At 43.5% G+C, this 16514-nt stretch carries 16 protein-coding genes, 1 tRNA gene and 1 other annotated feature; all 17 genes read right to left on the bottom strand.

The genetic code is table 11. The features are described 5' to 3' along the window. Positions 1-31 precede the first annotated feature (31 nt). Entirely contained in the window at positions 32-547 is a 516-nt protein-coding gene (ilvN, locus tag ACH0QE_RS09455; protein WP_415800450.1) for an acetolactate synthase small subunit, read from the bottom strand. Then, positions 544-2253, bottom strand: coding sequence for an acetolactate synthase large subunit (ilvB, locus tag ACH0QE_RS09450; RefSeq protein ID WP_415800449.1), 1710 nt, complete (start codon positions 2251-2253; stop codon positions 544-546). Before ilvB ends, ilvN begins: the two co-directional genes overlap by 4 nt. An 84-nt stretch (positions 2254-2337) precedes the next feature. Next, positions 2338-2591: a binding site (T-box leader), on the bottom strand. A gap of 45 nt (positions 2592-2636) precedes the next feature. Further along, a complete protein-coding gene (gene ilvE, locus ACH0QE_RS09445) occupies positions 2637-3539 on the bottom strand; it encodes a branched-chain-amino-acid transaminase (protein WP_415800448.1) in 903 nt (300 codons plus the stop codon). A gap of 380 nt (positions 3540-3919) precedes the next feature. Beyond that, a tRNA-Arg gene (locus tag ACH0QE_RS09440) sits at positions 3920-3996 on the bottom strand. Positions 3997-4120: 124 nt separating this feature from the next. After that, complete coding sequence (locus ACH0QE_RS09435; protein WP_415800447.1) at positions 4121-4645, bottom strand: metallophosphoesterase; 525 nt, start codon at positions 4643-4645, stop codon at positions 4121-4123. Next, complete coding sequence (locus ACH0QE_RS09430; RefSeq protein WP_415800446.1) at positions 4638-5243, bottom strand: XTP/dITP diphosphatase; 606 nt, start codon at positions 5241-5243, stop codon at positions 4638-4640. The genes ACH0QE_RS09435 and ACH0QE_RS09430 overlap by 8 nt, the downstream gene beginning before the upstream one ends. Before the next feature lie 13 nt (positions 5244-5256). Then, positions 5257-6012, bottom strand: a complete 756-nt coding sequence (gene rph / locus ACH0QE_RS09425; protein WP_415800445.1) for a ribonuclease PH — start codon at positions 6010-6012, stop codon at positions 5257-5259. Between the two features lie 121 nt (positions 6013-6133). Then, a complete protein-coding gene (locus tag ACH0QE_RS09420) occupies positions 6134-7204 on the bottom strand; it encodes a GerMN domain-containing protein (RefSeq protein WP_415800444.1) in 1071 nt (356 codons plus the stop codon). Positions 7205-7336: 132 nt separating this feature from the next. Then, the gene (gene racE, locus ACH0QE_RS09415) at positions 7337-8134 is read right to left on the bottom strand and encodes a glutamate racemase (protein ID WP_415800443.1); all 798 of its coding nucleotides are present in this window, start codon (positions 8132-8134) and stop codon (positions 7337-7339) included. Positions 8135-8144: 10 nt separating this feature from the next. After that, positions 8145-8603, bottom strand: coding sequence for a MarR family winged helix-turn-helix transcriptional regulator (locus ACH0QE_RS09410; RefSeq protein WP_415800442.1), 459 nt, complete (start codon positions 8601-8603; stop codon positions 8145-8147). 186 nt (positions 8604-8789) lie between these two features. Then, positions 8790-9014 carry a spore germination transcription factor GerE gene (gene gerE, locus ACH0QE_RS09405; RefSeq protein ID WP_019154738.1) on the bottom strand — a complete coding sequence of 75 codons (225 nt, stop codon included), beginning with the start codon at positions 9012-9014 and terminating at the stop codon, positions 8790-8792. 141 nt (positions 9015-9155) lie between these two features. Further along, positions 9156-9623 (bottom strand): acyl-CoA thioesterase, encoded by a 468-nt coding sequence (locus tag ACH0QE_RS09400; protein ID WP_415800441.1) that lies wholly within the window; start codon positions 9621-9623, stop codon positions 9156-9158. Between the two features lie 113 nt (positions 9624-9736). Beyond that, positions 9737-12028, bottom strand: coding sequence for a DUF6359 domain-containing protein (locus tag ACH0QE_RS09395; protein ID WP_415800440.1), 2292 nt, complete (start codon positions 12026-12028; stop codon positions 9737-9739). A 225-nt stretch (positions 12029-12253) separates the two neighbouring features. Then, positions 12254-12835, bottom strand: a complete 582-nt coding sequence (locus ACH0QE_RS09390; protein WP_415800439.1) for a class D sortase — start codon at positions 12833-12835, stop codon at positions 12254-12256. 116 nt (positions 12836-12951) lie between these two features. Further along, complete coding sequence (gene sdhB / locus ACH0QE_RS09385) at positions 12952-13713, bottom strand: succinate dehydrogenase iron-sulfur subunit (RefSeq protein WP_214906492.1); 762 nt, start codon at positions 13711-13713, stop codon at positions 12952-12954. A 6-nt stretch (positions 13714-13719) separates the two neighbouring features. Continuing rightward, the gene (gene sdhA / locus ACH0QE_RS09380) at positions 13720-15477 is read right to left on the bottom strand and encodes a succinate dehydrogenase flavoprotein subunit (protein WP_415800438.1); all 1758 of its coding nucleotides are present in this window, start codon (positions 15475-15477) and stop codon (positions 13720-13722) included. Between the two features lie 88 nt (positions 15478-15565). Continuing rightward, positions 15566-16174, bottom strand: a complete 609-nt coding sequence (locus ACH0QE_RS09375; protein WP_415800437.1) for a succinate dehydrogenase cytochrome b558 subunit — start codon at positions 16172-16174, stop codon at positions 15566-15568. Positions 16175-16514 lie beyond the last annotated feature (340 nt).

The raw sequence follows: 16514 nt of genomic DNA, 5'->3' as shown, positions 1-16514 counted from the left end.
GCTCTCCCTTTCTGATTTAAAATAAGTTTTATCATACAAATGAATACGATTTTTGCTGGCTGGTACGCTGGTTTCCCCTTGGGAATGCTGTCGTTCCGGTACGAGCCAATTCTCTGATTCCATATGGTTTAATTAAATCGATAAACGCCTCAACTTTTTCCGTTTCGCCTGTCAATTGGATGATGATGCTATCCTTGCTGACGTCAATCACCGATGCCCTAAATGGCTCAATGATCGAATAAATCTCTGCCCTATTGTGGGGAAGGACGGGCACCTTCATGAGAATGAGCTCTCGGGCGACAATCGCCTGGTCACTGATATCAGCCACCTTGAGGACATCAATCTGTTTATTGAGCTGTTTCGTGATTTGTTCGACCATCCCATCATTCTCCACATGGACAACGCATGTAATCCGCGAAACTCCCTCTTGCTCGGTAAGGCCTACCGAAATACTTTCAATATTGTAATTTCTCTTTGTAAATAGATTCGTGATCCTGTTAAGTACTCCCGGCCGGTTCAAGACCGTCATCGTTATGATTCTTTTCATTTTTTCACTCCCACCATTTCGTGGATTCCTTTTCCAGGCGCAATCATCGGGTAGACATTTTCGGCTCCATCGACCCTGAAATCGAGCAGCACCGGCTCCTTGTCATGCAGGACCTCATTCAGGACCAAATGCGCTTCTGTTTCGGTGTTGATTTCAAACCCTTTGATGCCATAGGCCTCGGCCAGTTTCACAAAAGATGGCTGGACCGGATTTTTACTGTGAGAATACCTTTCTTTATAAAAAATTTCCTGCCATTGTCTAACCATCCCAAGTGCCTTGTTATTGAAAATCGCTATTTTGATTGGCAGCTGAAATTCAGCGATGACCGCCAGCTCCTGCGTTGACATCTGGAAGCCTCCATCTCCGAGAACGGCCACAACACATGCAGTAGGATCTGCCAGTTGTGCTCCAATACTTGCCGGAAGTCCAAATCCCATTGTCCCGAGTCCTCCTGAGGTCACCCATCGATCAGCGTGCTGGAGTTGGTAATATTGGGCTGCCCACATTTGATGCTGGCCGACATCGGTAACAACAATCGCTTCACCTGCGGTTTTTTCATAAAGGAGTTCCATCACCTTTTGCGGTTTTAGTAACTCACTGGTTTCGTAATGATAAGGGAATTCCTTCTTCCAGGCTGCGAGCGTTCCTGCCCATTCTTCCTGTTGAGGTGGACTGGCTCCCAGCCTGAGCAACTGTCCTAACGCCTCTCCTGCATCGCCGACAACCGGAATTTGTGTTGGCACATTTTTACCGATTTCAGCCGGATCGATATCAATATGGGCAACAGTTGCTTTTGGCGCGAAATGTTTCAGGTTTCCGGTCAGCCGGTCATCAAATCGTGCTCCGATATTGATCAGCAGGTCACAATTATAAAGCGCCATGTTTGCTGTAAAGCAGCCATGCATCCCAGCCATTCCAAGGAACAGTTCGTGGTTAGCCGGAAAGCCCCCCAACCCCAATAATGTATGGACAACATGAAGGTTCTGCTGTTCTGCGTATTCTTTTAACAGTCTCGACGCCTTCGCATGGAGGACACCTGCCCCGGCGAGAATGACCGGCCTTTTTGCCCTGCTTACTGCTTCGGACAGTTTTCTTACCTGAAGGAAATTCGGCTCCGTAGTCGGCTGGTAACCAGGAAGGTGGATTTCCTCCTCAGCTGGTTCTGCCGATACACCCGCTGCCAGATCTTTTGGGAAATCGATGACGACTGGACCAGGCCTTCCGCTTGTCGCAATATAAAATGCTTCCTTGATAATTCGAGGGATGTCTTTTATGTCCCTGATCTGATAGTTGTACTTCGTGATAGGAGTCGTGATTCCAAGAATGTCGGCTTCCTGGAAGGCATCTGTACCGATCACCCCTGTCGCGACTTGGCCTGTGAAGACAACCAGCGGCAAAGAGTCCATCATCGCATCCGCAATGCCGGTGATGATATTCGTCGCTCCCGGTCCAGATGTAGCAATTACAACGCCTGGTTTGCCGCTGACCCTCGCATATCCTTCCGCTGCATGGATCCCTCCCTGTTCATGCCTTGGCAGAACATGAAGAATTTTAGAATCATACAGTTTATCGTAAATCGGAAGGACGGCTCCTCCTGGGTATCCAAAAATGACTTCGACATTTTCCTTTTCCAGCGCCTTAAGCAGTAAATCAGCTCCGCTTACTTCACTCGTTTTAGCCTTTGTTTCCTTCAAGGCAGCTTCCATTTATCGAACCTCCCATTGTGAACTCAATGTATTTTTTCAAAATAAAAAAGCCCAACCATCTCCATATGCCTAAGGTTCCCCAGGCAAAGGGATGGAATAGGCTTTATCTCCTTTTTCCACGGTACCACCCTTATTCACGCATGATGCGTGCACTCGTGACAGCTGCAGCTGCCGGTTTTGATAACAAGTGCCATGCACTCGACCAGTTTTACTAGGATTCCTTTCAAACCGGCGCTCCAGGGTGAGTTCATTTAATGCGGCATCACCGGTTTCCAGCAACCCCGGCTCTCTGTGCATGCTGATCGCATTAAATTACTTGTCCCTGTCCTCGCTTTATCTTTATTCAATTTGATAGTGAAAGTTTGCGAAAAAAGCCTTATTAACTAACTAACTTGATGAGCTTTTTCCTGATAGACTTGGATTCCATCTGCAACGACTTTTGCCCTGAATTCACGCAGGATATTTTGTGTATGCTGCCCTGGTACCCCTTCTCCGATGACTCTTCCATCTACTTTTACAACTGCGATTACTTCTGCAGCAGTTCCGGTGAGGAATACTTCATCGGCTGTGTATACATCATGGCGGGTAAATGGTTCCTCCTTGACCTCATACCCCAGATTTTTCGCGATTTCAATTACCGCATTCCTGGTGATTCCTTCAAGTGCTCCCACATACCCTGGCGGTGTGAGGAATTCATTTCCCCTGACGATAAAAATATTATCCGCTGACCCTTCTGCAACATAGCCCTGGTCATTAAGCATGAGCGCTTCACTTACATTTGCCAGATGTGCTTCGATTTTTACAAGGACATTATTTAAATAATTTAGTGATTTTACTTTTGGACTTAATACATCCGGACGATTTCTTCGGGTCGCGACAGTTACAATCTCCAGTCCGCGTTCATACAATTCCTTTGGAAAAATAGCCAGAGGTTCAACAATGATGACAACATTTGCATTCGGGCATTTGTAGGGATCCAACCCAAGATCTCCGACACCCCTGGAAACGACAATCCGGATATAAGCATCTCTCAGTTGATTCCGTTCCACCGTTTCGACAACCAATCCGGTGAACTCCTCCTTAGAGTGTGGCATGTTCAGCATGATGGACTTAGCTGACCGATAAAGCCGGTCCATATGCTCTTCCATCCTGAAAATATTGCCGCTGTATACCCGTATCCCTTCAAAAATACCGTCTCCGTATAGAAATCCATGATCATATACTGAAACCTTAGCATTTTCCTTGGTGACGAATTCACCGTTTAAGTAGATCCATTGATCGGGCACAATAAACACTCCTTTAACGAATAGACGCTTTAAAATATTAAATTCACAGGTTAAAAAAATACAGTTTTACATTATCAAAAAATTAATATAAAACTCTGGTTCACTTGAGAAGCATTCAACTTGTTTTTTTTATTTGAGGATTATCTTACGCCCAATTTTCACACTCGTCAACACCCTTTTTCTTAATTATTTGATAATTTAGATTAGTTAGTTAATTTGTATACGCTTACATTGTTGATATATTCACATTTATAAAAAATTATTTTTTTTGTTTTATGCACAAATTTTGTCCTCATTCTCGTGGGTGGGTGAGATCATTATTTACGGACATAAAAAAAAACTCACCTTTCAAAAAGGTGAGTTAAAGTATGTAGTTTAAATGGCGTCCCAGGAGAGATTCGAACTCCCGACCGTACGCTTAGAAGGCGTATGCTCTATCCGGCTGAGCTACTGGGACTTGGTTGTTTTTTAAAGACAAGATTTATTATATTAGCCAAACAACTAAATGTCAATAAAAAATCGTAACTTTTTCTGAGGAGAACCTTTTGACTGACTCCCCTCAGAAAATCATTATAGTAATTTTAGCTGGTTTTGTGAAGTGAAAACTCCTGCCTTAGATCAGCCATCTCACCGTTTCCATAGTCATAGATCCGCAATATCGCTTTTTCGTTTTCCAGTTCGAGGATGGCGTAGCTCTTTTCATTTCTACCGCGCGGAAGTCTGATGCTCCCGGGATTGATAAACAGTACATCATCGACCATTTCTGCTCCTAGCAAATGTGAATGCCCAAAGCATACTATATCAGCCTGCAGTTCCTTAGCCTTATAGTATAAATTTACGAGTGTAGACTTTACTGAGTATAGATGCCCATGTGTCACAAAGATTTTCACACCATTTACGACATGGGTTTCATCATCAGGGAAGTTTCCATAAAAATCGCAATTCCCCTTTACCGACCTGAAATTCACAATAGCAGCATTGCTTTCAGAAAGCTCTGAGTCACCGCAGTGGATCATCAAGTCGACATCATTTCCATGAAGCTTCTCAATTCCCTCTAATACCTCTGTTGACCCATGGCTGTCACTGACAATCAGCACCTTAGTCATGGCTTTCCTCACGCTTATTAAGAAGATCATCCAGTTTTCTGATCGCATTTGCCCGGTGGCTGATTTTGTTTTTTTCGTCTGATGCCAATTCAGCCATAGATTTCCCCTTTGTTTCTACGAAGAAAATTGGATCATAGCCAAAACCATTTGTACCGCGTCTCTCATCAAGGATTCTACCTTCACATGTACCGAATACAGTGACTGTTTCCTTCCCTGGCTCTGCCATTGCGAGTGCGCAGCAGAATCTTGCGGTGCGCTCATTTTCTGGTACATCCTGTAGTTCATCAAGAACTTTGTCGATGTTGTTTTCATCATTTTTTTCAGAACCTGCGTAACGTGCCGAATACACCCCTGGACGCCCTTCCAATGCGTCAATTTCGAGCCCTGAATCATCCGCAATCACACGGACACCTAGATTATTAGCGATTGTCTCAGCTTTTAAGATTGCGTTCTCCTCGAAAGTTGAACCTGTCTCTTCTACATCTTCAATTTCTGGATAATCGAGCAATGTTTTTACCGCCAACCCTTTTGGCAAAAAAAGCTTCTCGAATTCTTTCGCTTTTCCTTTATTTTTTGTTGCGATTATGACTGATTCCATTTTGAGATCTCCCCTATCTCTTTTTTGCGCCCTGTATCTTGGCAGCCAATTCTTCTCCAATTGCTTCTTTCTGTTTTTCGAAGAGTTCCGTTATTCCATCCTGCGCTGCCTTTAAGAGCTCCTGCAGCTGGCTGTATGAAAAAGTAGCTTCTTCTCCAGTACCCTGCAGCTCAACGAATTCCCCATTGCCTGTCATGACAACATTCATGTCGACATTGGCAGCAGAATCCTCGACATAATTCAAATCAACAACAGCCTCTCCATTCTTCAAGACACCAACACTCGTCGCAGCAAGGAAGTCTGTCACAGGAAAAGCAGACAGCTTCTTTTGCTTGCTCAGCTTCTCAAGAGCCATAGCCATTGCAACAAAAGCTCCTGTGATTGAAGCAGTACGTGTGCCGCCATCTGCCTGGATGACATCACAATCGACCCAAACAGTACGCTCGCCTATAGCTTCAAGATTTACGACTGCACGCAGCGCTCTGCCGATCAAACGCTGGATTTCCATCGTCCTTCCGGAAATCTTGCCTTTTGCCGCCTCACGAATATTCCTCTGTTCAGTAGCGCGTGGCAGCATAGAGTATTCAGCCGTAATCCATCCTTTTCCTTCGCCCCTCATGAATGGTGGAACGCGATCCTCGATGCTGGCAGTACATATCACTTTCGTATCTCCAACAGAGATCAGCACAGAGCCTTCTGGATGTTTCAGGTAATCAGTTTCAATATGTATTGGTCTTAATTGCAAGGGTTCACGCCCATCAAATCGCATATAAAAGCCCTCCTTAGCATGATAAAAGGCAGTCAGCCTGCCTGGAAAATACAATAAATAAGAGGCAGGAAATACGCCTGCCTCTTTGAATGTCTTTATTTAGTATATCAAAATCTGGCTATTAAAAACTACCTGTGTTTACTTTTTCAGGCCTTGTCACCGGCTCAGCCAGTTTTTCTCCCGTTTCTGTCAGCACATCTGCCTTCCCATTCACCGTTAAGGCCACACTTTCAACACCATTCTGTTCTGTTAGTGACAGTACAAGTGAATTTAGTAGGTGTTCAGATACCATTTTTTCTTCAAAGCTGCCGTAAATCGATTCATTGAAGTTCAATGTTACCTTTCCATCCTCAACCTTAGGTGCGTCAAGCAGCTTCACACCTGACTGGAACTCCGACAGCAGATTGGATGCATATGCTGGTCCTTCAACAAGCTCATTCACAATTGCTGTAATGTTATCCTTCACATCATTGCTTACGCGTTTTGTGACAGGAACATAATAATATGCTCCTTCCTCACCGCCAATATAATAAACAGTGACTGCTTTAGTATTTGTGATATCAACGACATCAGAATTGTCAACGTTGATGCCATCAGCACGGCTTAGCTCTCCCCCAATAGGAGTACCGCCTACAGGCATTGCCTCAAGAGGAGTGCCATTCATCTGAAGCTTAACTTCATCAACTGTATCAAATTGTGTAAGCGTCCATGTCACAGCCTGAAGAATCTTTTTCTCATCCTCTTTTTTATAGGTTGCAAATTCTTTTGAAAAGTCTACTGTTGCTGTTCCGTCCTTGATGTTCACTGTCATTTGTGTGTCAGCTGGAAGTACAGCCCTGAAGCCATTTGGAAGCAATTGCTCAACAGGCCCATTCGCAACAAGGTATTCCAGCGCCTGCTGGGCTACACCCTCTTTTTTCGGCAGGCCCATTGTTTGTGAGACGACATACCCATTCTTATCGATCAAATAAAGTTCTGTCTGAATGGATGTCTCAACTGCTTCTTTTCCATCTTCTTTTGTTTCTGTAGAAACATTTTCATCAAGCGCCTCCCCATCTTCCATGAGAGTGACATCCTGGGGAGGATCAATTTTCTTCTTTTCCTCGCCTCCGAACAGCCCACAGCCTGATAGGAATACCGTAGTTGCCAATGTAGCAGCTGTAACGACCACAGCCTTTTTATTTTTTGACATATAAATCCCTCCAAAGACAGTTTGTACTAATATGTATACGAGCCTTTGGATATTTTAGACCGCCTTTGAGAAGATTTTTAGAAATTAGAATTGAATTGAATCAAAAAAGACCTCCGTCTCCGGAAGCCATATTTATCCTAATTTAATTTTCTCGACTTTTTCAATTGACCTCTCCAGCCACTGGGATGCTATGGCGGAAAAAATCGTTCTGGAGCCTGTCATGTAATATGAATGCTCCGGAAGCTCTTCCCTGTCAGCAAACATGTCGTTATGGCCGAGGATCGTGCTTACCTCGCGCGCTGTTTCCTCGCCTGAACTGATCACCTTGACCTCAGGACCCATGACTTCCTTAATAAGCGGCTCGAGCAAAGGGTAATGGGTACAGCCAAGGATTAATGTATCAAGTCCTTGCCCCTGTAATGGTTGTAGGGTTTCGGTGACCACTTTTTTTGCGACCCGTCCATCGTATTCACCACTTTCTACAAGCGGCACGAATTTAGGGCAAGCGAGTGCTTCAATGGCAGTCTTACGGTTGATGGATTTCAGCGCATGCTCGTACGCTCGGCTTTTTACGGTGCCTTCCGTTCCGATAATGCCAATTTTATAATTGTCTGTTACCATAATTGCTGTCCTCGCACCAGGCTGGATGACCCCTAACACAGGAATCGGGAGTTCATTCCTTATTTCGTCAAGAACCACAGCAGTAGCTGTGTTGCACGCGATTACAAGCATTTTAATATTCTTTTCAAGCAGGAAACGGGTCATTTGCCAGGTGAATCTCTTTACTTCCTCAACAGGACGAGGGCCGTATGGACAACGGGCCGTATCACCGACATAGATGATTTGTTCATATGGAAGCTGTCTCATGACTTCCTTGGCAACGGTTAACCCGCCTACTCCTGAATCAATGATTCCGATTGGTCGGTTCAAAAAACTCGCCTCATTCTCCACGCATTTCTTGATGTAATTTCGCTAATCCCTCTTTAAGGGACAATATTTCCTCACCTGAAAAATCCTTCAATACCTCTTGAAGGTACAGCTGGCGTTTCTTGATCACTTCATCGATGATCCGTTCACCTTCGTCCAGAAGGTGGATTCTGACTACACGCCTGTCATTAGGGTCCTTCACCCTTACAACAAGTTCATTTTTCTCCATTCGGTCAACAAGATCCGTGGTTGTACTGCATGCCAGGAACATTTTATTCGACAGTTCCCCGATTGTCATATCCCCGTCCTCAAATAGCCATTGCAGGGCAATGAACTGGGGTGGAGTAATCGTATAATTACTAAGGAGCTCACGGCCCTTCTGCTTTATAATCCCAGATATGTAACGCAGATCCTTTTCGATGTCAGCAACCGTCTCAAGCCCCTGATTCTTTTCTACCCCTTCAAGTTTCATCCGTAACAACTCCTAAAAATCTATTTCCTTTATCCATAAAACTTGTTATTCAAGCCGAGATGATTTTTACTATTGTCCTTATTTTCTACTTTTTTCGAGCAAATTTCAAGACAGAATTCCGATTACAGCCTGTTTTACCCCTTTAAACATCTTAACCGGCCCCCCATTCAGGTTGGCCGGTCTTGATTAAAGTTCTAGCTCTCCCATACGCAGGAGCTCTACAACAGCTTGGGAACGCCCCTTTACACCAAGCTTTTGCATGGCGTTTGAAATATGGTTCCGAACCGTTTTTTCGCTGATAAATAATTCACTAGCGATCTCTTTTGTTGTTTTGTCTTGTACTAACAGTTCGAAAACTTCTCTTTCGCGTTTAGTGAGTAATGGCTTGTGAGTATATTCATTTTCCTTCAAGTATTGTAACCCTCCTTGCCTTCGCCAGCTGTGAACTGCGGGGTGGGTATAAATTTAGTCAAAATATCATATGTGAAGGAAAGTATTGTAGTGACAATATTTAAGGGACTTCATGCCAAATTTTATAATTAAACTCAAAACTTATTTAACGACTGATTTCTTGCTTTCTGAAAACATGTGCCTCATATCCTCTGTCCAGGATACTCCCTTGCCTGTTTTCTTCGAAATTTGTACGATCGTTCCCCTTCCAGTCAGGCAAATCGAGCCGTCTGCTTTTTTGACCATATAGTGAAGATCAACTGAGGAATTTCCAATTGAATTGGCTTTGACATAAATTTTCAAGTCCTCATCAAAAAAAATTTGGCTTAAATAATCGCATTGCAAATCGGCAACGACCGGAATCGTCTCATTTTCCGGTTTAACCCAATCCTGCATGAACCCCTGGCTCTTGAAATATTCAATCCTCGCCTGTTCGAAATATGTAAATGGAACTGTGTTATTTAAGTGCCCAAACATATCTGTTTCTGAAAACCGAACCTTCACCTGATAAAAAAAGTCAAATTCCTCTTCCCAGCTTACAATCTCATTAATGTATTCCATCTTCTTCATGGTGAAACCTCCCGTAAAATGAATGAACATTCATTCTTTTCTTTATTATAAATATTTTTAGTCTTTTTGGAAACAAAAAAGAGGGATTGGAAATTTCCAATCCCCCTTTAGATTCAGCTAGCCTTGTCATAGCCACAAGCTTTAGCTTTTTTATCGTGCCCCAAATGCTTTCCGTTATCTTCATTCTGCTTTTCTGGTCCGTTGCTACTTGCATCCGGACACTGCCTTTGCCCATTATTCAAATGAATTTGCACCATTACAGGATCATGGTCACTTGCTCGTCCATGCTCTTCCATATATAAGGAGTTGATATTGATAATATCAGCCTCTGTTTGATCAGCGAGATGATTGGATACAAGAATATGATCCAACACCTGTGAATTCCCCTGGTAGTTGTAAGTGAACCTCTCGCCTTCTGGCAAAGTCTCAACCATATTAGTCAATTGTCCGTTTTCCAGAACCTCAATTGGCTTGGAAAATTCAAAGTCATTCAAATCGCCAAGAACGACCACATTTGCTTTTGGATCCTCCGCATGTATGCCGGCAATAAATTCATTGAGCAATTTCGCAATCTCAATTCTTTTTGCCTCGCTATCGAGTACAGGTGGCTGGGTAACACCAAACAAAGGATCATCCCCGCCTTTTGAGTTAAAATGATTCGCAATGACAATTACTTCCTGCCCCTTGAATACAAACTCTGCAGCCAATGGCTTTCTGGTATCTTCAAAAATAGGATTCTGTGGATCAATTCTTCCTGGATTCAAGGTCAGGTCGCCATTTTCATAGGCAACAGCATCTGTAGCTGTCCCTTTTGGAGCTTCTTTAAGCTGAACTCGTTCAGGATTATATAAATACCCAACCCGGATGTTACCTCCAGGAGCACCACCATCCTGATTGTACTCGGGAGCAATGTCGGTCCAACTGTATGCAGGTCCACCTTGTGCAATAATTTCATCGATCAAAGCCTGGTAGCTTTGTGATGCATCTGCAGAGCCGCTGGCAGTTTGGCCATCATTATCCTGTACCTCTACAAGACCAACAATATCAGGGGTCTTTAAGTTATTGATGATTGAATCTGCAATTCTAGCAGTCTTGGATTGATTAGTTTCAGCAGAAAAATTCTCAATATTATAGCTTGCGATCGTCAGCTTATTCTCTCTTTGCTCGAAAGTTGCATAATCCTCAATCAACTCACTCTCAACCAGCTCAGGAAGAGTTTCCTGGTCAACGAGGATTTTAAAGTTAGAAAAGCTATAGCTCACAACACCTGTAACCAGACCGTTAAAATAGTCGCCTGCTTTTGCTACAAAGTCGCGATCGATTAGCAGGAACATTCTTTCCGGATTAGAGCTTTCCTCAGTCAGCAGGATTCCGCCTTGCGGACTGTATACTTTCCCTTCCACCTTATTGGCGATGACCGGTACTTCGCCATACTTCTGAGGTCCAATTACCTGTGGGCTTTCTACTCCAATTCTCATTCCTTCAAGGCTTTCATAAAAATCGATGCCATCCTCCGCAGGATCAAATACACCAAATTGGTCATTGTCGATTACCTGGGTTGGAGCAATACGATCTTGACCAATGACAACCGGTTCAGGAAGCTCGACGCCTGAAGCAAGTTTTGTCACTTTAGTAGCGTTGATTTCAGTCATTGCAAGGTCGGTTTCCAGCTTTTCACTGTAACCTTCTAATACCCACTCTTTCACAAGGCCATCGACTTCAACTTGATCACCTTCAGCAAGTCCGTGAGCCCTTTTATATACATAAATCGCTTCAGATGTATTGGGATTGCCATCATCTTCAGGATCCTGCATGAAGAAAGCGTTGTTTCCTTCAAGTTTTGTTACAATTCCTGTAACTCCACCTACCTGCTGATCCTTATATGGAGAAGCATGGCCTTCACCCTGGATATCATGAATCTTCAGTCCAGTTATTGCTGGCGGCTCTGGTTCACCAGGTTCACCTGGATCCATGCCGCTGCCGTCAGCGAACTGCATGGCTGATGGAGATTTTAAAGCCGGTACCGAGAAATAGTCCTCCAATGACCCTGTAACCTTTATCTTTTTTCCAACTATGTCAGGATTAGTTTGTAAGCCAAATGCGCTTCTGTAAGAGAACGAAATCTGTACTGGTAAAATCTTTGCCGGATCTCTTTCATCAGGATTATCCGCCAGCGCAAAGTTATAATCATTTCCAAATGGCGCTTCATGGTCATATGAATTGGTGCCTGTCGTATGCCCTACTATGTAACCTTCTACTGTAGCACTTCCACTATTATTCTCGATTGCCTGCTGGACAGTTAGGATGCTTTCAGCTGATGCTTGTCCAGAATATGGTGTTGCATAGCCTAATAATAAAATAACTGCAGTCAGCCACGAAAAAGTCTTACGCTTCAACTTCCCCATATTTATTCCTCCTCAATTTTCGCCAAAATTCATAGTCTTCCGTCAAGAGAAATATAACATGGTTAAATAGGCTTTTTCATGAAGTGAATGTATATTTTTGGTTAAAAACAGAAAAATGAATCTATAGTATGAAAACGTTTTCCTGAAACGCAATCTTTTTTACTAGACAAAAAGTAAGCAAGCCAGGACTATTGGTCCTGGCTTGCTTTTCATAGTATTTCTGATTCATTGATCATCTGATGTCCTTTTGGCATAAATAATGTATCGGTCAGGGGCATCGCCTACATAACTGAATGGATAGCATGTTGTCAAAACAAGCTCTTCTTCCGAATTCTGGAGGGTAATGATACTGGTATCATCAGCGCTGACAATTTTCGTGCCGGTTATCTCGTATGTATAATCCCCATAAGGCATTTTCATCGTCAATTGATCGCCTATTACCAAATCCCCTGCCTTGCGAAAGACTGTATCACGGTGGCCAGAGAGGACAATTTGTCCATTTTCTTCAGGATAGAACGAGCCTTTATAGTGGCCAACGCCTTTTTCAAGATCGTCAGCATCCGTTCCTTCTACTATTGCCAATTCCGCATTAATTTTCGGGATCAACAGCAATCCGGAAGCCTCACCCGTTTCAGGCTTGAATTCTTCCCTTTTTGCCTTCGGTTTATTTTCCTTGACCAATTCTTTTGCTGCTTCAAGGGAAATCTGCTCCTGCCGTTTAATGTCCCATAACTGAAACAATCCAATCCCCAGGATAACTACACCACTAACAACAATCCCAATCGCCAATATCTTTGTAAGTTTCATATAACGCTCCCATTTATGCCTTTAGTAAAGTATACCAAGCGAACCACACTGTAAAAAAGTACTATTTTAGCTGTGAAAAGAAAAAACCTCCCTTTCCAAGAAAAGGAGGTTGGTTTTTATACTTGGTCGCTTCCGAAGAAATTCTTGAATGCCTGTAGTGTTGTATCACGGTTCAAGGCGGCGATTGAAGTTGTCAATGGAATGCCTTTAGGGCAAGACTGGACGCAGTTCTGTGAGTTACCGCAGTTTGCGAGTCCGCCATCTCCCATGATTGTTTCAAGTCTCTCACCTTTGTTCAAAGCACCTGTTGGGTGGGCATTGAAGAGACGAACCTGTGATAATGGCTGTGGCCCGATGAAGTCTGACTTGTCGTTTACGTTAGGGCAAGCCTCCAGGCAGACACCACATGTCATACACTTGGAAAGTTCATATGCCCACTGACGCTTTTTCTCTGGCATACGCGGACCAGGTCCAAGATCGTAAGTACCATCGATTGGAACCCATGCTTTAACACGCTTCAAAGAATCGAACATGCGGCTGCGGTCAACCTGAAGGTCACGGACAACCGGGAATGTTCTCATCGGCTCAAGCCTGATTGGCTGCTCCAGCTGGTCAACCAGCGCAGAACATGACTGGCGAGGGCGGCCATTGATGACCATTGAACACGCACCACAAACCTCTTCAAGACAGTTCATGTCCCAAGCAATCGGAGTCGTGGCTTCACCTTTTGAGTTCACAGGGTTACGTCGAATTTCCATCAGTGCCGAAATGACATTCATATTTGGACGATAATCTAATACAAACGTCTCCTCATAAGGGGCTGATTCAGGAGTATCCTGACGGCTAATTACAAAAGTAACAGTTTTATTCTCTGACATGCCTTATTACTCCCCCTTCTTCTTAGAGTAATCGCGCTTACGCGGTTGGATTAATGAAGTATCAACTTCTTCATAGTGGAAAGCCGGCGCAGAGTTTGCATCAACAAACTTCGCCATAGTTGTTTTTAAGAAGTCCTCATCATTACGATCTGGGAATTCTGGTTTATAGTGAGCCCCACGGCTTTCGTTACGGTTATATGCACCGATTGTGATAACACGTGCAAGCTGAAGCATGTTTTGAAGCTGGCGTGTGAACACGGCACCCTGGTTGCTCCATTTCGCAGTATCATTGATATTGATATTCTTATATCGCTCCATCAACTCGACAATCTTCTCGTCTGTTTTCAGAAGTCTATCATTGTAACGAACAACGGTTACATTGTCAGTCATCCATTCGCCAAGCTCTTTGTGAAGGACATAGGCATTTTCAGTACCATCTAGTGACATGACATTATCCCACTTCTCCTGCTCCATCTTAACAGCATCATCAAATAGTGCTGAAGAAACAGCATCTGAGCTCTTTTCAAGGCCGTTGATGTAACGGATCGCGTTTGGACCTGCTACCATTCCGCCATAGATTGCAGACAATAGTGAGTTAGCGCCAAGACGGTTCGCACCGTGCTGTGAATAGTCAACCTCACCTGCAGCAAACAGGCCTGGAATGTTCGTCATTTGATCATAGTCCACCCATAGTCCACCCATAGAATAGTGAACTGCAGGGAATATTTTCATAGGAACTTTTCTTGGGTCATCGCCCATGAATTTCTCATAAATTTCAATGATTCCGCCAAGCTTGATGTCAAGCTCTTTAGGATCCTTATGTGAAAGGTCAAGATAAACCATGTTCTCGCCGTTGATGCCAAGCTTCTGGCTTACGCACACATCGAAGATTTCACGTGTTGCGATGTCACGAGGAACAAGGTTTCCGTATGCAGGATACTTCTCTTCAAGGAAGTACCATGGCTTGCCATCCTTATAAGTCCAAACTCGTCCACCTTCACCTCGGGCAGATTCACTCATCAGGCGGAGTTTGTCATCCCCAGGGATTGCTGTAGGGTGGATTTGGATGAATTCACCGTTAGCATAATATCCTCCCTGCTGGTAAACGATTGCAGCAGCTGAACCAGTATTGATTACAGAGTTTGTTGTTTTACCGAAAATGATACCAGGGCCACCAGTTGCCATGATGACGGCATCAGCAGCAAATGATTTGATTTCCATTGAAGTCAGGTTCTGTGCTACGACTCCGCGGCACACACCTTCTTCGTCCTTGACTATACCGAGGAATTCCCATCCTTCGTACTTTGTAACCAAACCAGCCACTTCATGACGGCGTACTTGCTCATCCAAAGCGTATAGAAGCTGTTGTCCAGTTGTCGCACCAGCAAATGCTGTCCGGTGGTGCTGAGTACCACCAAAGCGACGGAAATCAAGCAAACCTTCCGGCGTACGGTTGAACATAACTCCCATACGGTCAAGAAGGTGGATGATTCCAGGCGCTGCTTCAGCCATGGCCTTAACTGGCGGCTGGTTTGCTAGGAAGTCACCACCGTATACTGTATCATCAAAGTGCTCCCATGGAGAGTCACCTTCACCTTTCGTATTAACTGCACCGTTGATTCCGCCCTGTGCACATACAGAGTGGGAACGTTTTACCGGTACAAGAGAAAACAGTTCAACAGGAGTTCCTGTTTCTGCAACTTTTATTGTAGCCATTAAGCCAGCCAAACCGCCGCCGACTACGATCACCTTACCTTTACTCATCGTGACTCACTCCCTTAAATCCATGTCTGTCTTTCATATCCGATCAAAAGTAAATCTTTTTCAGTATATAGTCCTAGAATAGAAGGTCTTATACGAATGCCAGGATTGCGCGGACACCTACGATGGAAAGCGCAATGAAAACTCCGATAGTAACATAAGTGGAAATCACTTGTGAACGTGGTGTAACAGTGATTCCCCAGCTGACGAAGAATGACCATAATCCGTTCGCAAAGTGGAAAGTAGTAGAGATGACACCGATTAAATAGAACCAAAGCATGAATGGAGATGAAAGAATTGTCTCCATCATCTGGAAGTTAACTTCTGCACCAAATGCTGCGGCAATACGGGTTTCCCATACATGCCAAGCTACGAAAATCAATGTGATCACACCAGACACACGCTGAAGCATGAACATCCAGTTTCTGAAATGGCTGTATTGGCCTATATTGTTTTTAGCTGTAAAAGCAATATAAAGACCGTAAATTGCATGAAATAATAATGGTAAGAAGATAATGAAGATTTCTAGAAAATACCTGAAAGGCAACTGCTCCATAAAATGTGCTGCGTTATTGAATGATTCTTCTCCCCCTGTAGCAAAATAGTTGACTACAAGGTGCTGCATAAGGAAAAGACCTACTGGAATGACACCCAGCAAAGAATGCAGCCTCCGCCAATAAAACTCTTGTCTACCTGCCATATGTATACCCCCCTTGAAATTTGGCCATGATGTTCAGGCTTGTCTCCCCATCCCTATTAACCTAACAGATTGATTCAACCCAACATCAAAAAAATAAGCATTTCTTACAATTATGTGACATGTTCATTTTACTCCCAACATATTGGAGCGTCAAGAAAACGTATACATAAAAATGCTTATATAAATAAAATTTTTAAAATATATTGATATCGTAAAAAATCCCACTTTTTATTTATTCCAACCCCAGAAAGAGTATATTAAAATAATGCTATTGCCCTTTTTAATTGGATGACACAAAATTAATTTTTGAAATTCCTTGTAACGGGTATGGTATAAACAT

Source organism: Mesobacillus sp., from assembly GCF_047739415.1.
Classification (GTDB): Bacteria; Bacillota; Bacilli; order Bacillales; family Cytobacillaceae; genus Mesobacillus.
The sequence above is the reverse complement of the archived record's forward strand: the minus strand, read 5'-3'. Positions and strand labels throughout refer to the sequence as shown.

Excerpts from the sequence above, each read along its gene's own strand:
- ACH0QE_RS09435 (WP_415800447.1), bottom strand. The coding sequence starts at position 4,645 with ATGACTAAGGTGCTGATTGTCAGTGACAGCCATGGGTCAACAGAGGTA.
- ilvN (WP_415800450.1), bottom strand. The coding sequence starts at position 547 with ATGAAAAGAATCATAACGATGACGGTCTTGAACCGGCCGGGAGTACTT.
- ACH0QE_RS09400 (WP_415800441.1), bottom strand. The coding sequence starts at position 9,623 with ATGAAGAAGATGGAATACATTAATGAGATTGTAAGCTGGGAAGAGGAA.
- sdhB (WP_214906492.1), bottom strand. The coding sequence starts at position 13,713 with ATGTCAGAGAATAAAACTGTTACTTTTGTAATTAGCCGTCAGGATACT.
- ACH0QE_RS09430 (WP_415800446.1), bottom strand. The coding sequence starts at position 5,243 with ATGGAATCAGTCATAATCGCAACAAAAAATAAAGGAAAAGCGAAAGAA.
- ilvB (WP_415800449.1), bottom strand. The coding sequence starts at position 2,253 with ATGGAAGCTGCCTTGAAGGAAACAAAGGCTAAAACGAGTGAAGTAAGC.
- rph (WP_415800445.1), bottom strand. The coding sequence starts at position 6,012 with ATGCGATTTGATGGGCGTGAACCCTTGCAATTAAGACCAATACATATT.
- ACH0QE_RS09375 (WP_415800437.1), bottom strand. The coding sequence starts at position 16,174 with ATGGCAGGTAGACAAGAGTTTTATTGGCGGAGGCTGCATTCTTTGCTG.
- ACH0QE_RS09420 (WP_415800444.1), bottom strand. The coding sequence starts at position 7,204 with ATGTCAAAAAATAAAAAGGCTGTGGTCGTTACAGCTGCTACATTGGCA.
- ACH0QE_RS09410 (WP_415800442.1), bottom strand. The coding sequence starts at position 8,603 with ATGAAACTTGAAGGGGTAGAAAAGAATCAGGGGCTTGAGACGGTTGCT.
- ACH0QE_RS09390 (WP_415800439.1), bottom strand. The coding sequence starts at position 12,835 with ATGAAACTTACAAAGATATTGGCGATTGGGATTGTTGTTAGTGGTGTA.
- sdhA (WP_415800438.1), bottom strand. The coding sequence starts at position 15,477 with ATGAGTAAAGGTAAGGTGATCGTAGTCGGCGGCGGTTTGGCTGGCTTA.
- ACH0QE_RS09395 (WP_415800440.1), bottom strand. The coding sequence starts at position 12,028 with ATGGGGAAGTTGAAGCGTAAGACTTTTTCGTGGCTGACTGCAGTTATT.